Source organism: Herminiimonas fonticola (genome assembly GCF_003293745.1).
Lineage (GTDB): Bacteria > Pseudomonadota > Gammaproteobacteria > Burkholderiales > Burkholderiaceae_D > Oxalicibacterium > Oxalicibacterium fonticola.
In genome coordinates, this window is sequence record NZ_PTLZ01000002.1 from 368,749 (window position 1) to 388,055 (window position 19,307).

General features: G+C 52.6%; 19 protein-coding genes. 17 read left to right on the forward strand and 2 right to left on the reverse strand.

Going from position 1 to position 19,307, the window contains the following annotated elements:
* The first annotated feature begins 98 nt into the window (after nucleotides 1–98).
* From Hfont_RS09100 to Hfont_RS09115, 4 genes are all read left to right on the forward strand, one after another.
* Nucleotides 99–890 (forward strand): GNAT family N-acetyltransferase, encoded by a 792-nt coding sequence (locus Hfont_RS09100; RefSeq protein WP_112992064.1) that lies wholly within the window; start codon nucleotides 99–101, stop codon nucleotides 888–890.
* A 53-nt stretch (nucleotides 891–943) separates the two neighbouring features.
* On the forward strand, nucleotides 944–1,771 hold the full coding sequence (locus Hfont_RS09105; RefSeq protein WP_421800994.1) for a UDP-2,3-diacylglucosamine diphosphatase: 828 nt from the start codon (nucleotides 944–946) through the stop codon (nucleotides 1,769–1,771).
* Nucleotides 1,753–2,790 (forward strand): glycosyltransferase family 4 protein, encoded by a 1,038-nt coding sequence (locus Hfont_RS09110; RefSeq protein WP_112992066.1) that lies wholly within the window; start codon nucleotides 1,753–1,755, stop codon nucleotides 2,788–2,790. The genes Hfont_RS09105 and Hfont_RS09110 overlap by 19 nt, the downstream gene beginning before the upstream one ends.
* 167 nt (nucleotides 2,791–2,957) lie before the next feature.
* Nucleotides 2,958–3,161, forward strand: a complete 204-nt coding sequence (locus Hfont_RS09115; protein ID WP_112992435.1) for a DUF1059 domain-containing protein — start codon at nucleotides 2,958–2,960, stop codon at nucleotides 3,159–3,161.
* Nucleotides 3,162–3,207: 46 nt separating this feature from the next.
* Here the strand turns inward: Hfont_RS09115 and sixA are convergent, their stop codons facing one another.
* Nucleotides 3,208–3,666 carry a phosphohistidine phosphatase SixA gene (gene sixA / locus Hfont_RS09120; RefSeq protein WP_112992067.1) on the reverse strand — a complete coding sequence of 153 codons (459 nt, stop codon included), beginning with the start codon at nucleotides 3,664–3,666 and terminating at the stop codon, nucleotides 3,208–3,210.
* A 4-nt stretch (nucleotides 3,667–3,670) separates the two neighbouring features.
* On the reverse strand, nucleotides 3,671–5,770 hold the full coding sequence (ppk1, locus tag Hfont_RS09125; protein WP_112992436.1) for a polyphosphate kinase 1: 2,100 nt from the start codon (nucleotides 5,768–5,770) through the stop codon (nucleotides 3,671–3,673).
* Nucleotides 5,771–5,948: 178 nt separating this feature from the next.
* Here ppk1 and pstS point away from each other — a divergent pair, with 178 nt between their 5' ends.
* The 13 genes from pstS (at nucleotide 5,949) to Hfont_RS09190 (ending at nucleotide 19,295) form a co-directional block, all read left to right on the forward strand.
* A complete protein-coding gene (gene pstS, locus Hfont_RS09130; protein WP_112992068.1) occupies nucleotides 5,949–6,992 on the forward strand; it encodes a phosphate ABC transporter substrate-binding protein PstS in 1,044 nt (347 codons plus the stop codon).
* Nucleotides 6,993–7,105: 113 nt separating this feature from the next.
* Nucleotides 7,106–8,098: a phosphate ABC transporter permease subunit PstC gene (gene pstC / locus Hfont_RS09135; protein WP_181666441.1), complete on the forward strand. Its 993-nt coding sequence runs from the start codon at nucleotides 7,106–7,108 to the stop codon at nucleotides 8,096–8,098.
* Nucleotides 8,095–8,979, forward strand: a complete 885-nt coding sequence (gene pstA, locus Hfont_RS09140) for a phosphate ABC transporter permease PstA (protein WP_112992070.1) — start codon at nucleotides 8,095–8,097, stop codon at nucleotides 8,977–8,979. The genes pstC and pstA overlap by 4 nt, the downstream gene beginning before the upstream one ends.
* Nucleotides 8,980–8,998: 19 nt before the next feature.
* Entirely contained in the window at nucleotides 8,999–9,784 is a 786-nt protein-coding gene (pstB, locus tag Hfont_RS09145) for a phosphate ABC transporter ATP-binding protein PstB (RefSeq protein ID WP_112992071.1), read from the forward strand.
* Between the two features lie 109 nt (nucleotides 9,785–9,893).
* The gene (phoU, locus tag Hfont_RS09150; RefSeq protein ID WP_112992072.1) at nucleotides 9,894–10,604 is read left to right on the forward strand and encodes a phosphate signaling complex protein PhoU; all 711 of its coding nucleotides are present in this window, start codon (nucleotides 9,894–9,896) and stop codon (nucleotides 10,602–10,604) included.
* 4 nt (nucleotides 10,605–10,608) lie between these two features.
* Nucleotides 10,609–11,298, forward strand: coding sequence for a phosphate regulon transcriptional regulator PhoB (phoB, locus tag Hfont_RS09155; protein ID WP_112992073.1), 690 nt, complete (start codon nucleotides 10,609–10,611; stop codon nucleotides 11,296–11,298).
* Between the two features lie 17 nt (nucleotides 11,299–11,315).
* Complete coding sequence (gene phoR, locus Hfont_RS09160; RefSeq protein ID WP_112992074.1) at nucleotides 11,316–12,608, forward strand: phosphate regulon sensor histidine kinase PhoR; 1,293 nt, start codon at nucleotides 11,316–11,318, stop codon at nucleotides 12,606–12,608.
* Nucleotides 12,609–13,038: 430 nt separating this feature from the next.
* On the forward strand, nucleotides 13,039–14,205 hold the full coding sequence (locus Hfont_RS09165; RefSeq protein WP_112992075.1) for a cytochrome c oxidase subunit II: 1,167 nt from the start codon (nucleotides 13,039–13,041) through the stop codon (nucleotides 14,203–14,205).
* A gap of 21 nt (nucleotides 14,206–14,226) precedes the next feature.
* A complete protein-coding gene (ctaD, locus tag Hfont_RS09170) occupies nucleotides 14,227–15,987 on the forward strand; it encodes a cytochrome c oxidase subunit I (protein ID WP_112992076.1) in 1,761 nt (586 codons plus the stop codon).
* Nucleotides 15,984–16,634, forward strand: a complete 651-nt coding sequence (locus tag Hfont_RS09175) for a cytochrome c oxidase subunit 3 (RefSeq protein WP_112992077.1) — start codon at nucleotides 15,984–15,986, stop codon at nucleotides 16,632–16,634. Before ctaD ends, Hfont_RS09175 begins: the two co-directional genes overlap by 4 nt.
* A gap of 20 nt (nucleotides 16,635–16,654) precedes the next feature.
* Nucleotides 16,655–17,347 carry a heme-copper oxidase subunit III family protein gene (locus tag Hfont_RS09180; RefSeq protein WP_112992078.1) on the forward strand — a complete coding sequence of 231 codons (693 nt, stop codon included), beginning with the start codon at nucleotides 16,655–16,657 and terminating at the stop codon, nucleotides 17,345–17,347.
* Between the two features lie 8 nt (nucleotides 17,348–17,355).
* Nucleotides 17,356–17,673, forward strand: coding sequence for a cytochrome C oxidase subunit IV family protein (locus Hfont_RS09185; RefSeq protein ID WP_112992079.1), 318 nt, complete (start codon nucleotides 17,356–17,358; stop codon nucleotides 17,671–17,673).
* A 191-nt stretch (nucleotides 17,674–17,864) separates the two neighbouring features.
* A complete protein-coding gene (locus Hfont_RS09190) occupies nucleotides 17,865–19,295 on the forward strand; it encodes a mannose-1-phosphate guanylyltransferase/mannose-6-phosphate isomerase (RefSeq protein WP_112992080.1) in 1,431 nt (476 codons plus the stop codon).
* The last annotated feature ends 12 nt before the right edge of the window (nucleotides 19,296–19,307 follow it).

Consider the following 19,307-nt stretch of genomic DNA (forward strand, 5'->3'; position numbering starts at 1 on the left):
TTGATAGTGTTGCAGTGTCACGAAAATGACATGTTCCTGTCATTTTGCTGAAGTATTCGCCAGTTACGCTTTGCTCGTCACAATATAAAGGACGACACATGCGATTACTGAATGCTTCTGCCGATACAACCTCCGCTTCCCCAAGACTGACCTTGAGTATGGCCAGCACGCCGGAAGAAGTGCGGGAAGTACAGCGTTTGCGTTACAAGGTATTTATCGAAGGTATGGGTTTGACCGCATTGGCAAACGCCGAACGCCTCGATAAAGATGAATACGATGCGTATTGCGATCACCTGATCGTACGCGACTCCACCACGTTGAAAGTGGTCGGCACCTATCGTGTGCTGAGCCCGCAAGCGGCGCGCAAGATAGGCGGCTTTTACTCCGAGCAGGAATTCGATTTGAGCCGACTCGACAATCTGCGTGGTCGGATTGCCGAAGCGGGCCGTGCCTGCATCCATCCTAAATACCGCAGCGGCGCGGTCATCATGATGCTGTGGGCAGGGATCGCGGCTTTCATGCAAAAAGAAAAATGCGAATACCTGATCGGCTGCGCCAGCATCAGTCTGGCGGATGGCGGTCACAATGCGGCAGCGCTGTATCACGCGATTGCTGAAACCAATCTGGCGCCTGCCGAGTATCGCGTCAAACCGCACTTGCCATTCCCGATTACAGAACGTGAAGCCGGCCACAAGCCGGAAATGCCAGCATTGATCAAAGGCTATCTGCGTAGCGGTGCATGGATATGCGGTGAACCGGCGTGGGATCCTGATTTTCACAGCGCGGATTTGTTCATGATGCTGCCGCTGGCCAAACTCGATAGCCGTTACGCCCGTCACTATCTAAAAAATGGCGCGAAAGATGAAGCGAAAGAGGATGCGCCAGCATGAAACCACGCGACCAGTTTCTGACGAATGATTTTATCGGTGCGGACGCTGGCAACATGCGTGAAAAAACGCACGATCCGGTTCGCGCTCCTATTCGATTCCGTACGATCTGGATTTCAGACGTCCACCTGGGAACCACAGGTTGCCAGGCACAACGTCTGCTGGAATTTTTGCGTAAAACCGAATCGGATACCTTGTATCTGGTCGGTGACATCATCGACGGCTGGCAACTCAAGCGTCGCTGGTACTGGGATCAGTCGCATAACAATGTCGTGCAAACGGTGTTGAAAAAAGCCAAGAAGGGCACCAAGGTTATCTTCGTGCCAGGCAATCACGATGAAGCGGTGCGCCAATTCATTGATCTTGATTTTGGCGGCATCCGTGTACGCGATGAGTTGATCCATACGACCGTGCAAGGCAAGCGCATGCTGGTGTTGCACGGCGACCGTTTCGACGGCGTGATCTCTTGTGCCAAATGGCTGGCCTACGTTGGCGACAATCTGTACACGATGATCCTCAAGTGGAATCAGTGGCTCAATAGCTGGCGTGCACGCGCCGGCCTGCCGTACTGGTCGCTGTCGCAGTATCTGAAATTGAAGGTGAAGAATGCAGTCAGTTACATTTCTTCATTTGAAAATGCCTTGGCTGCGGAAGCCAAGCGTCGCGGCCTCGACGGCGTGATTTGCGGCCATATCCACAAGCCGGAAATCCGCGAAATCGATGGCATTACCTATTGCAACGACGGTGACTGGGTCGAAAGTTTATCGGCACTGGTCGAAGATTATGCCGGCGAATTACGTCTGGTCACATGGCAGGAAATTGTGATGCCGCATCAAAGCGCCAAACATCAAAAGGAAGAAGAGCTATGCGTATCGCCATCATAACGGATGCCTGGGCACCGCAAGTCAATGGTGTCGTCAATACATTGAAGGCCACGCGCAAGCAATTGCGCGCCAACGGTCACGCGGTATTGATGGTGACGCCGGAGAACATGAAGACCTATTCCTGCCCCAGCTATCCGGAAATCCGTCTGGCCTACAAGCCGTATGGCAAGGTTGCGGCGGCGCTGGATGACTTCGATGCGGATTGCATACACATCGCGACCGAAGGGCCTATGGGTCTGGCGGCGCGACGTTACTGCCTCAATCGCGGGCTGGATTTCACAACCGCGTATCACACGCGTTTTCCTGAGTATTTGCGTGCGCGCTATCACTTGCCGCTGGCATTGACGTATCGCTGGCTGAAGTGGTTCCACAAACCATCAAAGGCGGTGATGGTACCGACGCCACGCATGCAGGATGCGCTGGAACAAAGCGGCTTCAAGAACGTCGTGCAATGGAGTCGAGGAGTGGACACTAATTACTTCAAACCTGGACCGCGCGAAGAAGCGACCTTGAAGCGTCCACTGTATTTGTATGTGGGTCGTATCGCGGTCGAAAAAAATATCGAAGCCTTCCTGCAGATGGAATTACCTGGCGCGAAATGGGTCATTGGTGATGGTCCCATGCGCGAGGAACTGGAGCAGAAGTATCCAGACGTGCGCTTCCTCGGTGCCAAACCGCATGAAGCCTTGCCGGCGTATTACAACTGTGCCGACGTATTCGTTTTCCCTAGTCGTACCGATACTTTCGGTCTGGTACTGATAGAGGCGATGGCCTGTGGCGTGCCGGTGGCGGCTTATCCGGTTGAAGGGCCGATTGACGTCGTGGCACACGGCAAGTCCGGCATTCTTGATGCGGATCTGATGCGCGCTTGCTTTGAAGCCTTGAACTTGAAGCGCTCAGTGGTGAGGGAACATGCCTTGTGCTATTCGTGGAATGCTGCGACACAACAGTTCTTGAGGCATTTGCATCCGGTGCGCAAGAACAATCTTATTCCGATGGTGCAGTCGTCGATTGCATAAGCCGAATTCCATAGCGCGTTTCTTGTCGATAAGATTCTGGCCTGAGCTTGCTCCAGACTAATACCCTATCAAGTTAAACATCGACTTGTCGCATGCCTTGCCTATACTGAAAACATGCGCAAAGTATTGCGCATGTTTTCTTTATTGGCTGAAACATGGAGTCGATCATGGCACGTAAATATATTGATTGTCGTGAATTTCCCAGCGACATGAATTGTTCGGTTGCGATCGCGGCAGATAGTGAAGATGAGTTGTTGAACGCAGCCGTGCAGCATGCGGTCGCGGTACACCAACATGTCGACACGCCGGAGTTGAGAGAGCAAATTCGGGAATTATTCAAGGACGGCACGCCGCCGCTTGTATACCGTTGATAAGCCAGCAAGATGGCAGGTATGCAAAGCTGATTTATTTGCGGGCTTATTTACTCAGTAAATCAGGCGCCATGACGGCGCGTACAAAGTTACCGGCGATTTCATCCCGTTCGCGTTGGACTATCCACCAGGCATTGCCTTTGCGGATAGTCCAGTCTTGTGCGGTGCCGGTCACGAGTAGCGCGGCTAGTTGGCCCAGCGTTGGCTGATGGCCGATAATCAGTACCGGTTCGCGACTGCCCGGCCAATGGGCTGCAGCTAGAATCTTTTCGGCGGTCGAGCCGGGTGCCAGATCATCAACAATCTTGAACTTGCGCCCCAACGCTTCTGCGGTCTGGACGGTGCGGGTGGCCGGGCTGACCAGGATCTTGCAACTGTTGGGCAGATTATGATCCAGCCACTCAGCCATTTTCCATGCTTGCTTGTGGCCTTTTGCCGTCAATGCGCGGCCCTCGTCGGGCTCTCCCATTTCTGCTTCTGCATGCCGCCACAAGATCAATTCCATGTTGTCACTCCAAAGGGGTGCCTAGAACTTCCATCAAATGTTGTTGTGCGCTGAAGGCGCTCGCCTTGCTGCGTGGTTTACGTTTTTGATATACGCCGTTGGAATCCAGTTCCCAGGTATTCATATTATCTTTGAGGTAGGGATTCAAACCTTCCGCGATCACACGTTTTTTCAAGGCCGGATCGAGGATGGGAAAAGCGACTTCAATCCGGCGAAACAGATTGCGGTTCATCCAGTCTGCGCTAGACAGAAAAATGTCGTGTGCCAGATCGTTGCGGAAATAATAGATGCGGCTATGTTCCAGGAAACGTCCGACATTGGAGCGAACCCGAATATTCTCGGACAAGCCCGATACGCCTGGACGCAAGGCGCAGGCACCACGCACGATCAGATCGATTTTCACGCCGTCGGCAGATGCCGCATACAGAGCGCGAATCACGGATTCATCCAGCAAGGCATTCATCTTGGCGATGATGCGCCCAGGACGACCTGCTTTTGCAATCTTTGCTTCGTTGCGGATGGCCTTGATGAATTCCTTTTGCAAGGCGAAAGGTGCCAGCCACAGATGGTTCAGCGTTTTTGGCTTGGTCAGGCTGGTCAGGTGAATAAAAACTTCATTGACCTCGGTAGCGATCACCGGATTCGCCGTCAGCATGCCGAAGTCGGTATAAAACTTGGTGGTACTCGGATGATAATTGCCTGTGCCCAGATGCGCGTAGTAGCGTAACGCGCCTTCTTCGCGGCGTATCACCAGTGCCAGCTTGGCATGCGTCTTCAAACCGACCACGCCATATACAACCTGCGCGCCTGCACGTTCCAGTCTGTCGGCCCAGTTGATATTCGCTTCTTCATCAAAGCGCGCCATCAATTCCACGACTACGGTGACTTCCTTGCCGCGTTGCGCAGCGAGGATCAGCGATTCCATCAAGTCGGAATTCATGCCAGTGCGATAAATCGTTTGCTTGATCGCGACCACAGCCGGATCGTGCGCGGCACTGCGTATGAAGTCGAGCACCGGCTGGAAGGATTGGAAAGGATGGTGCAGCAGTACATCATGCTTGCCTATGACGGCAAACAGATCCGTATTCGACAACTTGGGCGGATACAGCGGCGAGTAAGGCGGGAAGCGCAGCTCAGGTTTGGTCACATGGTCGATCAACTCCGACAGGCGCACCATATTGACCGGCCCATCGACCGCATACAGGCGATTCTGGTCGATGGAGAACTGTTCCAGCAGGAATTGCGACAGATGCGGCGGGCAGTTTTTGGCGACTTCCAGTCGTACGGCAACGCCGAAATTGCGGCTTTGCAATTCCCCCTGCAATGCCTGGCGCAGGTTCTTGACCTCTTCTTCATCCACCCACAGGTCGCTGTTACGCGTCACGCGGAATTGCGAATAGGCCAGCACTTCGCGGCCTGTGAACAAATCGTTGATGTGCGCATGGATGATGGAAGACAGCAGACAGAAGGAAATGCCGTTCTTTGATAGCTCGGGTGGCAACTGTATGACGCGCGGCAAAACGCGTGGTGCTTTCAGGATCGCGATGGCAGTGCCGCGACCGAAGGCATCCTTGCCGGACAGCTCAACAATGAAATTCAAACTCTTGTTGACGACTTGCGGGAAGGGATGGGCCGGATCGAGTCCGATAGGCGTCAACAGCGGGCGTACTTCGCGGTCGAAATAGGATTTGACCCATGCGCGTTGCGCTTCATTGCGATCCTGGTCGCGTAATAAGTGAATGCCTTGTTTCGCCAACTGCGGCAAAACGTCTTCATTTAATACACGATATTGACGTTCGACGATTTGATGACATTCCGTGCCAGCGATCGCCAGGGCTGCCGACAGGGCAGGTGCTTCGATGATTTCGCCATCTATATGGTTATTCGCTAAAAGGCTGGCAATTCTGACTTCAAACAACTCATCCAGATTATTACTGACGATGCACAGATATTTCAGGCGTTCAAGTAAAGGGACGTCCGGATTTTCGGCCTGTGCCAATACCCTGCGATTGAAGGCCAGTTGAGATAATTCGCGGTTCAGATATATCGCGCTTTTGGACGGAATCGGTGGCGAAACAACTGCTGCTGCGGCTTTCTTGTGCATTTTCTTGACTTTGGCCATGGGAATCTCGCAGAGTGTAGAGTCTCATTATGACAACTTAATGACAGCTATTTTTGCGTCTGATCAAGTTTGTGACATGATTCGCCGGAAGTCATAAAGCTGTCATAATTGTTCGCTAGAGTTCGCACTGTCTTATTTAGTTAACCCCTAAGGAGCAGATATGCGATTGAATCAATTTGTCAAAACCGCCGTAGTTGCTGCAGGTGCAGCAGTGGCGTTCTCTTCCGCAGTGGCTGCCGATATTACAGGCGCCGGTGCAACATTCCCATACCCAATTTATTCCAAATGGGCAGAATCCTATAAAGCAGTAAGCGGCACGGGCATGAACTATCAGTCCATCGGTTCCGGCGGCGGCATCAAGCAAATCAAGGCAAAAACCGTTGATTTCGGCGCATCCGACATGCCTTTGAAGGCAGAAGAACTGGACGCCGAAGGCTTGATCCAGTTCCCGGCGATCATGGGCGGTGTGGTGCCTATCGTCAATCTGGACGGTATCACCCCAGGTCAATTGAAATTTACACCTGACGTACTGGCAGCGATCTACCTCGGCAAAGTCGTTAAATGGAACGATCCGAAAATCACTGCCTTGAATCCAGGCGCCAAACTGACAGATCAAGACATTACTGTTGTTCACCGTTCAGACGGATCGGGTACCACTTTCCTGTGGACCGACTTCCTGTCGAAAACCAATGCTGACTTCCAAAAAGAAGTGGGCGCAGGTACAGCAGTTAAATGGCCAGCAGGCGTAGGCGGCAAAGGTAACGAAGGCGTTGCAGCTAACGTACAACGTATCAAGGGTTCGATTGGCTATGTTGAATATGCATACGCTAAAAAGAACAAAATGTCGCACACCCAGCTGAAAAACCGTGACGGTCAATTCGTTCAACCTGACGATGACACCTTCAAGGCTGCAGCTGCAGGTGCAGACTGGGCGAAAACACCAGGCATGGGCGTGGTTCTGACCAACCAGGCTGGCAAAGCTAGCTGGCCTATCACTGGCGCATCGTTCATCCTTTTGCACAAATCGCAAGCATCGGCTGAACGCGCTAAAGAAGTGTTGAAATTCTTTGACTGGTCTTACAAAAACGGTGGTGCTGCCGCAACTGAGCTGGACTATGTTGCGATGCCACCTGCAGTTGTCAAACTGGTTCTGGAATCCTGGAAAGCAAACGTCAAAGATGCTTCCGGCAAGGCTGTTTGGTAAGAGCTGATTCAATCGCTGTCTAATGTTACACAGAGCTGCAGCCTGATGGCTGCAGCTCTATTTCACTACCAAATATTATGAGCGTAACTTCTAATGCACTTTCTGCACACGCCATGACTTCAGATAAAGAAAACAGTGAAGGCGGCATCTTCAGCAAAGCGCTGATGGCCACGATGCGCAAGCAGCGACTTCAGGATTTTCTTTTTCATAAAATAACGTTCATCTTTGCGTTAAGCGTGTTATTCGTCCTGCTCGGCATCATCGCCTCCTTGATGATCGGTGCATGGCCTGCTTTAAAAGAATTTGGTTTGCCGTTTGTTACCAGCGTTGAGTGGGATCCCGTCAACGATCAATACGGCGCGGCGATTGCGATCGTCGGCACTTTGGCTACTTCATTTATCGCCTTGCTGATCGCTTTCCCGATCAGCTTCGGCATTGCATTATTCCTCACTGAAATCTGCCCGGCCTGGCTCAAGCGTCCTTTAGGTACCGCTGTTGAATTGCTGGCGGGTGTGCCGAGCATCATCTACGGTATGTGGGGTTTGTTTGTGTTTGCTCCACTGTTCTCTGATTACATCCAGCCCGCATTGGCTGCCACACTCGGACAATTGCCTGTAATCGGCAATTTGTTCAAGGGCCCGCAAATGGGCATAGGTATTCTGGCGGCTGGCATCATTCTCGCCGTCATGATCATTCCGTTTATCGCATCGGTGATGCGTGATGTATTCGAGATCGTGCCGCCGGTATTGAAGGAATCTGCGTACGCACTCGGTTGTACCAAATGGGAAGTGGTTCGCAAGGTTGTGCTGCCATACACACGCATAGGCGTGGTCGGCGGCGTGATGCTCGGTCTCGGTCGTGCACTCGGTGAAACGATGGCGATTACCTTCGTCATCGGTAATGCACACAAACTGTCGTGGTCCTTGTTCGCCGCTGGCAACAGTATCGCTTCTACTTTGGCGAATGAATTTGCCGAAGCGGAATCTGTCTTGCACGTATCGTCGCTGTTTGCACTCGGCCTGATCCTGTTCGTGATTACCTTTATCGTTCTGTCAGCTGCAAAAATCATGCTGATGGGTATGTCCCGCAAGGAGGGCGCGAAATGAGTGCAGTCTTGAAACAAGAAGGCGTGAAAGAAACGATGAATCCAGTCTATCGCAAACGTCTGTTGGTGCATCGCGTCGGTATCGCCTTGTCTTTCCTCGCGATGACGATAGGCCTGTTCTTCCTGATGTGGATTTTGTTCACCTTGTTGGTCAAAGGCGTGGGCGCAATCAACTGGGCGATTTTCACGCAAACCACACCGGCGCCAGGTAGCGAAGGCGGCGGTTTGATGAATGCGATTGTCGGCAGCTTGTTCATGGTTGGCGCAGCGGTATTCATCAGTACGCCGATTGGCATCCTGGCTGGTATCTATCTGGCGGAATACGGCGAAGTCAGCTGGTTTGCCAAGATCACCCGCTTTGTTACCGACATCATGTTGTCGGCACCATCGATCGTGATTGGCTTGTTCATTTACGCAATCTATGTCGCCAACGTCAAACATTTTTCCGGCTGGGCCGGTAGCTTCGCGATCTCGTTGATTGCGATTCCGGTGGTGGTGCGTACTACCGACAATATGTTGAATCTGGTACCAACCAGCTTGCGCGAGGCCGCTTTTGCACTTGGTGCTCCGCGCTGGCGTGTTGCGACCTTCGTGCGTTTGCGTGCAGTCAAGGCTGGTGTGATTACCGGTGTGCTGCTGGCGGTTGCGCGTATCTCTGGCGAAACCGCACCCTTGCTGTTCACTGCATTGAATAACCAGTTCTACAGCGCGAACATGAATGCGCCTATGGCCAATCTGCCGGTGGTGATCTATCAATTCGCGATGAGTCCGTATGACAACTGGCGCTCACTGGCATGGGGCGGCGCATTGCTGATTACCTTCAGCGTACTGGCATTGAACATTGCATCACGCACCTTGTTCAATCAAAAGATTAATAACTGATTTTTCCAAAGCGAACGCTATGACTACTCAAACGTCTTTGAATACCTCCGGCAAGAAAACGCTGGATATCAGAAACCTCAATTTTTATTATGGCACTTTTCAAGGCCTGAAAAATATCAATTTGAGCATTGAAGATAAAAAAGTAACGGCCTTCATCGGTCCGTCCGGCTGCGGAAAATCAACACTGTTGCGCACCTTCAATCGCATGTATGACCTGTACCCAGGCCAACGTGCGGAAGGCGAGATCATGTACCACGGCAAGAACATTCTCGAACCGGGTCAGGACGTCAACATGTTGCGCGCCAAGGTCGGCATGGTGTTCCAGAAGCCGACGCCGTTCCCGATGTCGGTCTATGACAACATCGCCTTCGGCGTGCGTCTGTATGAAAACCTGCCTAAAGGCGAGATGGATGAGCGCGTTGAATGGGCGCTGAATAAAGCGGCCTTGTGGACCGAAGTGAAAGACAAGCTCAACAAGAGCGGTTTGAGCTTGTCTGGCGGTCAGCAGCAACGTCTGTGTATTGCACGCGGTGTCGCGGTCAAGCCTGATGTCTTGCTGCTGGATGAACCGACTTCGGCACTGGATCCGATTTCGACTGCCAAGATTGAAGAGTTGATCAGCGAACTGAAGGGTGATTACACGATTGCTATCGTCACGCACAATATGCAACAAGCGGCGCGTTGTTCGGATTACACCGCGTACATGTATCTGGGTGAATTGGTCGAATTCGGTGAAACCGATCAGATCTTCATGAACCCGAATAAAAAAGATACGCAGGATTACATCACCGGTCGCTTCGGCTGATTTGCAAAAGAGCTAAAAGAAAAAACAGCTGTGTGCATGCATTTGAAACCAAGCGCTGCACGTGACCATTTAATAGAACTCAGTTTACATTCGAATTAGGAGAAACCTGATGCCAGGCGAACACTCTTCCAAGCAATACGACACGGATCTGGAAACCATCCGTTCCAAGGTATTGGCCATGGGCGGTCTTGTAGAAAACCAGTTTCAAGATGCAATTTCATGCTTCAGAACCGGCAATGTTGCGCAAGCCGAGCAAGTCATCAAGGCAGATGAAAACGTCAATAATCTGGAAGTCTCGCTAGACGATGCCTGCAGCCACTTGATCGTCAAACGTCAGCCTGCCGCAAATGATTTGCGTACCGTGATGGCAACCATCAAGGTCATCACCGATCTGGAGCGCATAGGCGACGAATCAACGAAAATCGCACGCGCAGCAAAAAGCATTACCGAACGCGGCGTGACGACCATCAATCATTACGAAACCATACGCGTGATGTCGATCAGTGCCAGCAACATGCTGCATGATGCACTGGACGCTTTTGCCCGTCTCGATGGCAAGCAGGCGATCCGCCTGATTGCGCAGGATGAATTGGTCGATCACGAATTCCGCTCCATCATGCGCACACTGATCACCTTCATGATGGAAGATCCGCGTACAATTTCCGGCGCGCTGGATACGCTGTGGGTAGCCAAGGCAATCGAACGTATCGGCGACCATGCAAAGAACATCGCCGAATACGTGATCTACATCGTCGAAGGCAAGGATATTCGTCACACCGACTACGCAGCATCGCAACTGGAAGATCGTACGACTAACTAAAATTATGGCTGCTGAAAAACCTACGATACTGATTGTTGAAGATGAGCCACCGATTATTGAATTGGTGACGTTCACTTTGAAGGGCGCAGGCTGGAATGTCGCTGCGGTACAAACGGCCGGCGAAGCCTGGGATTTTATCCAGCAGCGCTTGCCGCAACTGATATTACTGGACTGGATGTTGCCGGATCAAAGCGGCTTGCGTTTGTTGTCCAGGATTCGTGCAGACAGACAGTTCAACGAACTGCCTATCATCATGTTGACCGCGAAAAGCATGGAGGAAGACAAGATTGCCGGCTTGGACAACGGTGCGGATGACTACGTCACCAAGCCATTTTCCCCGCGTGAATTGACGGCACGTATCAATGCTTTGTTGCGTCGCAAGACGCCGGAACATTCACAAACCTTGATGACCGCAGGCAAAATCAGTCTAGATCCTGTCAGCTGCAGCGTCAGCATGAACGATGAAAAAATTGAGATCGGCCATGCTGAATTCAAGTTGTTGAAATTTTTCCTCGCGCATCCTGATCGCGTATTCTCGCGCAGTCAGTTGCTGGACAAAGTGTGGGGCGATCACGTCGTGATTGAAGAACGTACAGTCGATGTTCACGTTCTACGTCTGCGCAAGGCATTGAAAGATGCAGAAAACTTGATCAAAACAGTGCGTAGTGTAGGCTATATGCTCTCAGAAAAATAAGCCGAAACCAGCCGTCTATGAATCCTCAGTTGTTGTTCTGGATACCCGCCACACTGCGGCTGTCTTTTATCCTGATTGCCTCCGGCATAATCTGGTATTTTTTTGGTCCCATTATCGGACTGTCTGCCGGGCTCATTTGTCTGACAGCCTTGGTTGTCATTCAACTTAACTATCTCTATCTGTTAAGCGGCTGGCTCGATCGTCCCGATAGCGAAAAATTACCCGATGGCTGGGGCGCATGGACCGATATTTTCTCGCGCCTGTATCGTCTGCGTCGCGATGACGAGCGTAACCGTACCGAGTTGACCGAATGGCTGGCGCGCTTTCGCCAGGCGATGAGCCTGTTGCCTGATGGCGTCGTCATCATGGATGACGTGTTGTTCCTCGAATGGTGCAATCCGGCCGCAGAGCGTCATTTGGGCTTGAACAACGGACGTGATAAAGGCATGCGGGTCACTAATTTGATACGCAGCCCTGACTTTATCGACTACATCATCCTCGGGCGTTATGAACAACCGCTTACGCTCAGCCTGAAAGATCGCAAGCTGATCGTGCAGATCATTCCGTTTGAGAATCGTCGCCAGATTCTGGTGACCCACGATGCCACCGAGTCCGACCGTATCGAAATGATGCGCAGAGACTTCATCGCGAATGCCTCGCACGAACTGCGCACGCCGCTGACAGTCATCAACGGTTTCCTTGAAATCGCCCAGACCCAGCCGGATCTGGAGCAGACCATACGCATGTCGCATCTGAAGTTGATGATAGAGCAGGGGCAGCGCATGCAGAATCTGGTCGAAGATATGCTGACGCTCACCAGACTGGAATCTATCGACTATCCGCTACGTCCCGAGCACGTCAATATTCACAACCTGCTGGATCAGATCAGGCAAGAAGCCGAAGCCTTATCCGGCGGCCGTCATGTGATTTCATTGGCGATAGATGGCCCGGATATCGAAGGTAGTACCGACGAGCTACGCAGTGCCTTTAGCAATCTGGTCTCGAATGCCGTGCGTTATACGCCGGAACATGGGCACATCGACATCAAATGGCAAAACACTGACGCTGGGGCACAGTTCTCGGTCAAAGACAGCGGCATAGGAATACGGCCCGAGCATCTTGTGCGTTTGACTGAGCGTTTCTACCGCGTGGATAAAAGCCGTTCGCGTGAAACGCAAGGTACCGGCTTGGGTCTGGCGATCGTCAAGCATGTGCTGCTGCGGCATGGTGCGGTGCTAGCGATTGAGTCGCAGCCGGATGTCGGTAGCACCTTCAGCGTGCAATTCAAAAACATAAACCTGCCGGCATAGCCTTGCAGCACAAGATATTTCCGGACAGATATCCGGAAATATCTTGTGTTGATGCCTGCGCTCAATATCATTCCTCGCGGCAAGTCCTTCCGCTCATACCCCTGATTTTTTCGCCAGTTGGCAAGCTTTTGCGGGCATGTTGATTTGCTGCAATCCTGAGTTTGCCTGAAAAACGCGTAAGTAATCTATCGGGCTGCATGTATGAGTGTGCGTCTGCGCGCCTGCCTATATTGAAATTGCAATCATGTTGTCTATACTCATCTTATCTGGTGTGCGCTCGCACTACGGAGCGGCAATTGTGTGGCAGGTGTTTTCTGCAGCAAGGCAACTCGCGTAGGTATGTCAGCCGCAGCTTGATCTCGGAGTCGATGTAACACGGCCGTCCTGCTACGCAATTTCGGCGGCTCCATTGGTGAGCAAGGGAATCGGCATGGTGATCTCCATCGTTCTCGTCGTGCTTGTGCTCGGTTCGGTGCTGTTTCATTTTCTCAGCCCGTGGCGGCTGACGCCGCTAGCTTCCAATTGGCAACAGATGGACGATACGCTGGCGATTACTTTTGTGATCACCGGCGTTTTCTTTATTGCCATCAATTTTCTCCTGGTCTACATGCTGCTGCGCTTTCGCCACCGCGAGGGCAGTCGAGCCGCCTATGCGCCGGATAATAAAAAGCTGGAACGCTGGCTGATAGGCGGTACTACGCTGGCAATCATGGCGCTGCTGGCACCCGGTTTATTCGTTTATGCGGCCTACATCAAGCCGCCGTCGGATGCATTGCATCTGGAAGTTCTGGGTCAGCAATGGCAGTGGCGCTTTCGTTTTCCCGATCAGAATGGCAAGCTGGGCTTGAGCGATGCGCGCCTGGTGAGCGCAGCCAATCCTTTCGGCCTGGACCCTAAAGATCCGAATGGACAAAATAATATTCTGATCAATAGCAATGAAGTGCATCTGCCGCTCAACAAGCCGGTGAAGATGCTCTTGCGTTCACAAGATGTATTGCACGATTTCTACGTGCCGCAGTTTCGCGCACGCATGAACATGGTGCCGGGCATGGTGACCAGTTTCTGGTTTACGCCGACCAAAGCGGGGCGTTATGAAATTCTCTGTGCGCAATTGTGCGGGGTCGGTCATTACACAATGCGCGGCGTGGTGGTAGTCGAGGATGAGGCAGCGTTTCAAAAATGGTTACAGGCGCAACCGACCTTTGCAATGACGATGGCTGCACCAGCCGTTGTCGCCGGCACACATGATCAGAGCGCGCCCGATGCCAAACTGGAGCAAGGTAAACAGCTGGCGCAATCCAAAGGTTGCGTAGCTTGTCATTCGCTGGATGGCAGCAGCGGGGTTGGTCCAAGCTGGAAAAACCTGTTCGGCCACACTACTAGCCTGAGCGATGGCAGTAGCGTGCTGGTCGATGAAGCGTATCTGAAAAAATCCATCATTGATCCGCAGGCCCAGGTCGTGAAAGGTTTTGCTCCCATCATGCCGAAGCTGGAGATGTCGGATGCCGAGCTTGCTGCGCTGATTGTCTATATCGAATCACTGGGTGCTGCCGGACAAGGCGCGCAACAAAGTTCACAGTACACGAGGCAGCAATAAGGTCAGCAAAGAGGAGATCTCATGTCTTATTCCGAGCACGATACGCAGGACCATGCCCCCCAGGGTTTCTGGACCAAATATGTATGGAGCCAGGATCACAAGGTGATCGCGATTCAATATGCCAGCGTCGCCATCGCGGTGGGGCTGGTAGGCGTGGCGCTGTCGAACCTGATGCGTTTGCAACTCGGCTTCCCCGGCCGCTTCGCTTTCATCGATGCAGCGCACTACTACCAGTTCATGACCATGCACGGCATGATCATGGTGATCTATCTGCTCACGGCTTTATTCCTCGGCGGCTTTGGCAATTACCTGATTCCGCTGATGGTGGGGGCGCGGGATATGGTTTTCCCTTATCTGAACATGTTGAGCTTTTGGGTGTACCTGCTGTCTGTGCTGGTGTTGATGGCCAGTTTTTTCGTGGCGGGTGGTCCTACCGGTGCAGGCTGGACGCTGTATCCGCCGCAAGCGATTTTGCAGGGCACGCCCGGGCATGACTGGGGTATCATTTTGATGCTGGTATCGCTGCTGATCTTTATTGTGGCAGCAACCATGGGTGGCTTGAACTATGTGACGACTGTCTTGCAGGCGCGCACCGAAGGCATGACGCTGCTGCGCATGCCGCTGACTGTATGGGGAATTTTCGTCGCCACCATACTTGCCTTGCTGGCTTTTCCTGCGCTGTTTGTCAGCGGCATCATGATGTTGCTCGACAAAACGCTGGGCACGAGTTTCTTCATGCCTGCGATCGTTTCGATGGGGCAGGTGACGCAATATACCGGCGGTAGCCCGCTGCTGTTCCAGCACTTGTTCTGGTTCTTTGGGCATCCAGAGGTGTATATCGTGGCACTGCCGGCCTTCGGCATCGTGTCCGATTTGATCAGCGTGCATGCACGTAAAAGTATCTTCGGTTACCGGATGATGGTGTGGGCGATACTCGCGATCGGTGTGTTGTCGGTGGTGGTGTGGGCGCATCACATGTTCGTCAGCGGGATGAATCCCTATTTCGGCTTTTTCTTCGCAACGACTACGCTGATCATTGCGGTGCCGACTGCGATCAAGGTGTACAACTGGCTGCTTACCTTGTGGCGTGGCGATATACATTTGTCTGTGCCCATGCTGTTTGCGCTGGCGTTCATCAGCACCTTTTTGATCGGTGGCTTGACCGGACTGTTTCTGGGTAATGTCAGCGTCGATATTCCCTTGTCGAATACCTACTTTGTGGTGGCGCACTTCCATATGGTGATGGGGGTGGCGCCGATACTGGTCGTCTTCGGCGGCATCTATCACTGGTATCCGAAAGTGACCGGACGCATGTTGAACGACGCGCTGGGCAAGCTGCATTTCTGGATCACTTTCGTCGGCACCTACGCCATCTTCTTCCCCATGCATTATCTCGGCATGCTTGGCATGCCGCGCCGCTATTACAACTTCGATGGCTATCAATTCATTCCGCAGTCGGCGCATACGCTCAACACGTTTATCACCATCGCTGCACTGATCGTTGCCACCGCGCAACTGGTATTCGTCGGCAATCTGATCTGGAGTCGGTTTTACGGTGTGCGGGCAGACGCCAATCCCTGGCGCGCCGCATCGCTGGAATGGCAAACGCCGCAGACGCCACCTGTGCACGGTAATTGGGGACCGCATACGCCGGTGGTGTATCGCTGGGCTTATGCGTATAGCGTGCCGGGTGCGCCGCAGGATTTCATCGCACAGAATGCCCCGCTGGAAGAGGGCGGCATGGAACCCGAAGCGCATAGCACTAAAGAGGTGCCGGCATGAACACATGCATCTTGCTGAAAACCGATAACGCTCATTCCAGCGGTGCGTCGACTGCGTGGCGAGATCTGGAACCCGTTGCGCTTGGTACAGCGTTATGGATATTCATGGGCGTGGCCAGTTCTCTGTTTGCGCTATTCATCGCCTCGTATGCGATGCGTATGGATGCAAACGATTGGCATCCGCTCGCGATGCCTTGGCAGCTGTGGCTGAGCACGCTATTGCTGATATCCGGCAGCGTGACCTTGCAGTTGGCGAGTAGATCTGCCCGCAGCGCAGACTGGAGACGTACGCGTGCGCTGTTACTAATGGGTGGGATTGCTGCGCTGGCTTTTATATGTATACAACTATGGGCTTGGCAAGCGTTGCTGGCGGCACAGGTAAGGCCGGCCGGCAATCCTGCCGGCAGCTTCTTTTACCTGCTCACGGCCATGCATGGTTTGCACGTGGCGGGCGGTTTGCTGGCATGGGGCAGGACGGCGCGCCGTGCATGGAGCGCTGAAGCAGACGCTGCATCGTCCCGTATTGCTTGGTCGATCAGCTTGTGTGCACGCTACTGGCATTTTCTGTTGGTGGTGTGGCTGCTGCTGTTTGCGACACTGGGCTGGTTGACGCCGGAAGTCGTGCGTTTTATCTGCGGCCCGCGTTGAGCGTGGGAACAGGAGGCGGTATGAGTGCACCGATATTGACGTCAGGGCCTGGCGCATCGACTGCAATGGCTGGCTGGCGCCAGCTGGTGGCGGATTGGTCGTCCGACAGGCAAGCCTTCCAGGTGTCGTGGGGCAAGGCCATGATGTGGATTTTCTTGCTGTCGGATACCTTCATCTTCAGTTGCTTTCTCACCGGTTACATGACGGTGCGCCTGACGACCACAGCAGCGTGGCCCAATCCGAGCGAAGTATTTTCCCTGAATATAGGTGGCACCGACATGCCGTTGCTGCTGATCGCGATCATGACATTTGTACTGATCAGCAGCAGCGGCACGATGGCAATGGCGGTCAACTACGCCTATCGCCGCAACCGCGTCACGACAGCGATATTGATGCTGGCTACAGCGATACTAGGTGCCAGCTTTGTCGGCATGCAGGCCTTCGAATGGAGCAAGTTGATCGCTGAAGGCGTGCGGCCGTGGGGCAATCCTATGGGCGCGGCGCAGTTCGGTTCCACATTTTTCATGATCACCGGATTCCATGGCCTGCATGTGTCGGCCGGCGTGATTTACCTATTGATTGTGGCGTCACGCGTGCTGCGCGGGCGCTATGAGAAGACGGGCAACTACCAGATAGTCGAAATTGCCGGGCTCTATTGGCACTTTGTCGACCTGGTGTGGGTATTCATTTTTGCGCTGTTTTACCTGTGGTGAGGTGTGCGATGACTTCCATTAGCAGTCAAGAACATCCGATCGGACTCTATCTGAAGGTTTGGGGGCTGTTGTTCGTACTCAGCACGATGTCCTATCTGGTCGACTATTTTCACTTTCATAGTTATCTGAGATGGGGGTTGATTATTACCTTCATGCTGATGAAGGCGGGATTGATCGTCGCCGTGTTCATGCACATGGCATGGGAGCGGTTGGCGTTGATGTATGCGATTTTGATACCGCCGCTTTGCCTGCTGGTGCTGGTGGCGTTGATGGCGCTGGAGGCTGAGCATACGTTGGGGACGAGATTGTTCTTTTTTAGTAGCTGAATATCTCGGAAAAGCAAACGATACGCTTGTTTTGAGGCATTAGATGCCTTAATCAAGCAGGCCATTTTGTATGGATCGCGGCCTGATTCAAATATTTCTAATTGGGTAATAGTTTCGTCACATGCGAAAAATGGCTTGTCAATCGGCTAAAATAGCGAGTTGTATTTTTTGCCTTATTGAAAGCTATTTCAATGCTTCTTCCTATTATTCTTTCCGGTGGTGCCGGTTCACGTCTGTGGCCGGTTTCGCGCGAAGCCTTGCCCAAGCCGTTTATCGCGCTGCCGGATGGTGAGACTTTGCTGCAAAAAACGCTGAAGCGCGCAATCGCGCTACCGGGCGTTGAGAATGTGTTGACAGTAACCAATCGTGATTATTATTTCCTGACCCGCGACGAATACGAATCAAATACCGAGTCGGACAGTAAACATATCATTCACGATTATCTGCTCGAACCTGTTGGACGCAATACTGCGCCCGCAATTGCGGCGGCTACCTTGCATGCTTGCCGTAAGCACGGTGAAGATACGGTGCTTCTGATTTTGCCTGCCGATCATCTAATTAACGATCAATCATCCTTCACGCAAGCAGTCAGTACCGCAACGACCCTGGCAAGCCAGGGCTGGCTTGTAACATTCGGTATACATCCGACCGCACCTGAAACCGGCTATGGTTATATAGAAAGCGGCGAAGCTCTTGCCGATTCGATTAGCCATAAAGTTGCGCGGTTTGTCGAGAAGCCTGATCTGGAAACCGCAAAAACATATATTGCGTCAAATCGTTTTACCTGGAATTCGGGCATGTTCTGTTTTACTGCGGGAGCGATGCTGGCGGCGCTGCGTCAATGTGCGCCTGAAGTTTTATCGGCCGTAGAACAAACCTTTGCTGCCACTGGGCTCGATAAAGATCCCGTTGTACTGGATGCAACAGGCTTCACTTTGGCGCCAGATATTTCGATCGATTACGCAGTCATGGAGAGAGCCGACAAGGTAGCGGTTGTTCCGGTAAGCTTTGACTGGAGCGATATCGGCTCATGGTCGGCGCTGGCAGAATTGGTCGCGCCGGACGATAGGGGCAACAGAACCAGTTGCGAAACAGTATTGGTAGACACGGATAACTGTTACGTTCAGAGCGACTCGCGCATGATTGCTGCGGTTGGTGTAGATGACCTATTGATAGTCGATACCCCGGATGCCTTATTGATTGCGCATAATTCACGTGCGCAAGACGTCAAGTCTGTGGTGGCGCGTCTCAAGCTGCTTTCTCACGCCACGGTACAACACCATCGGACAACGCATCGCCCATGGGGTACATATACTGTGCTGGAAGAGGGCGTTGGTTTCAAACTCAAGCGCATTGTTGTCAAGCCGGGTGCCAGCCTCTCATTGCAGATGCATCATCATCGCAGTGAGCATTGGGTGGTCGTATCCGGCACAGCGATGGTCATTAATGGCGAACGCGAAATTCTTGTCCAGCGCAACGAATCCACGTATATTCCTGCCGGTACTGCGCACCGACTGACCAACCCTGGCGTCGTTGATTGCGTGATGATAGAAGTTCAAACTGGTGATTATTTAGGCGAAGACGATATCGTTCGCCTGGAAGATCGCTATGGTCGTGTTTAACCTAACATTTAG

What these genes read in the sequence shown, in the direction of transcription:
- Hfont_RS09190 (WP_112992080.1), top strand. Translation starts at nt 17,865, where the DNA reads ATGCTTCTTCCTATTATTCTTTCCGGTGGTGCCGGTTCACGTCTGTGG.
- phoB (WP_112992073.1), top strand. Translation starts at nt 10,609, where the DNA reads ATGGCTGCTGAAAAACCTACGATACTGATTGTTGAAGATGAGCCACCG.
- Hfont_RS09175 (WP_112992077.1), top strand. Translation starts at nt 15,984, where the DNA reads ATGAACACATGCATCTTGCTGAAAACCGATAACGCTCATTCCAGCGGT.
- pstA (WP_112992070.1), top strand. Translation starts at nt 8,095, where the DNA reads ATGAGTGCAGTCTTGAAACAAGAAGGCGTGAAAGAAACGATGAATCCA.
- Hfont_RS09100 (WP_112992064.1), top strand. Translation starts at nt 99, where the DNA reads ATGCGATTACTGAATGCTTCTGCCGATACAACCTCCGCTTCCCCAAGA.
- Hfont_RS09105 (WP_421800994.1), top strand. Translation starts at nt 944, where the DNA reads ATGCGTGAAAAAACGCACGATCCGGTTCGCGCTCCTATTCGATTCCGT.
- Hfont_RS09180 (WP_112992078.1), top strand. Translation starts at nt 16,655, where the DNA reads ATGAGTGCACCGATATTGACGTCAGGGCCTGGCGCATCGACTGCAATG.
- ppk1 (WP_112992436.1), bottom strand. Translation starts at nt 5,770, where the DNA reads ATGCACAAGAAAGCCGCAGCAGCAGTTGTTTCGCCACCGATTCCGTCC.
- sixA (WP_112992067.1), bottom strand. Translation starts at nt 3,666, where the DNA reads ATGGAATTGATCTTGTGGCGGCATGCAGAAGCAGAAATGGGAGAGCCC.
- Hfont_RS09110 (WP_112992066.1), top strand. Translation starts at nt 1,753, where the DNA reads ATGCGTATCGCCATCATAACGGATGCCTGGGCACCGCAAGTCAATGGT.
- Hfont_RS09185 (WP_112992079.1), top strand. Translation starts at nt 17,356, where the DNA reads ATGACTTCCATTAGCAGTCAAGAACATCCGATCGGACTCTATCTGAAG.
- phoR (WP_112992074.1), top strand. Translation starts at nt 11,316, where the DNA reads ATGAATCCTCAGTTGTTGTTCTGGATACCCGCCACACTGCGGCTGTCT.
- phoU (WP_112992072.1), top strand. Translation starts at nt 9,894, where the DNA reads ATGCCAGGCGAACACTCTTCCAAGCAATACGACACGGATCTGGAAACC.
- Hfont_RS09165 (WP_112992075.1), top strand. Translation starts at nt 13,039, where the DNA reads ATGGTGATCTCCATCGTTCTCGTCGTGCTTGTGCTCGGTTCGGTGCTG.
- ctaD (WP_112992076.1), top strand. Translation starts at nt 14,227, where the DNA reads ATGTCTTATTCCGAGCACGATACGCAGGACCATGCCCCCCAGGGTTTC.
- pstB (WP_112992071.1), top strand. Translation starts at nt 8,999, where the DNA reads ATGACTACTCAAACGTCTTTGAATACCTCCGGCAAGAAAACGCTGGAT.
- pstC (WP_181666441.1), top strand. Translation starts at nt 7,106, where the DNA reads ATGACTTCAGATAAAGAAAACAGTGAAGGCGGCATCTTCAGCAAAGCG.
- pstS (WP_112992068.1), top strand. Translation starts at nt 5,949, where the DNA reads ATGCGATTGAATCAATTTGTCAAAACCGCCGTAGTTGCTGCAGGTGCA.
- Hfont_RS09115 (WP_112992435.1), top strand. Translation starts at nt 2,958, where the DNA reads ATGGCACGTAAATATATTGATTGTCGTGAATTTCCCAGCGACATGAAT.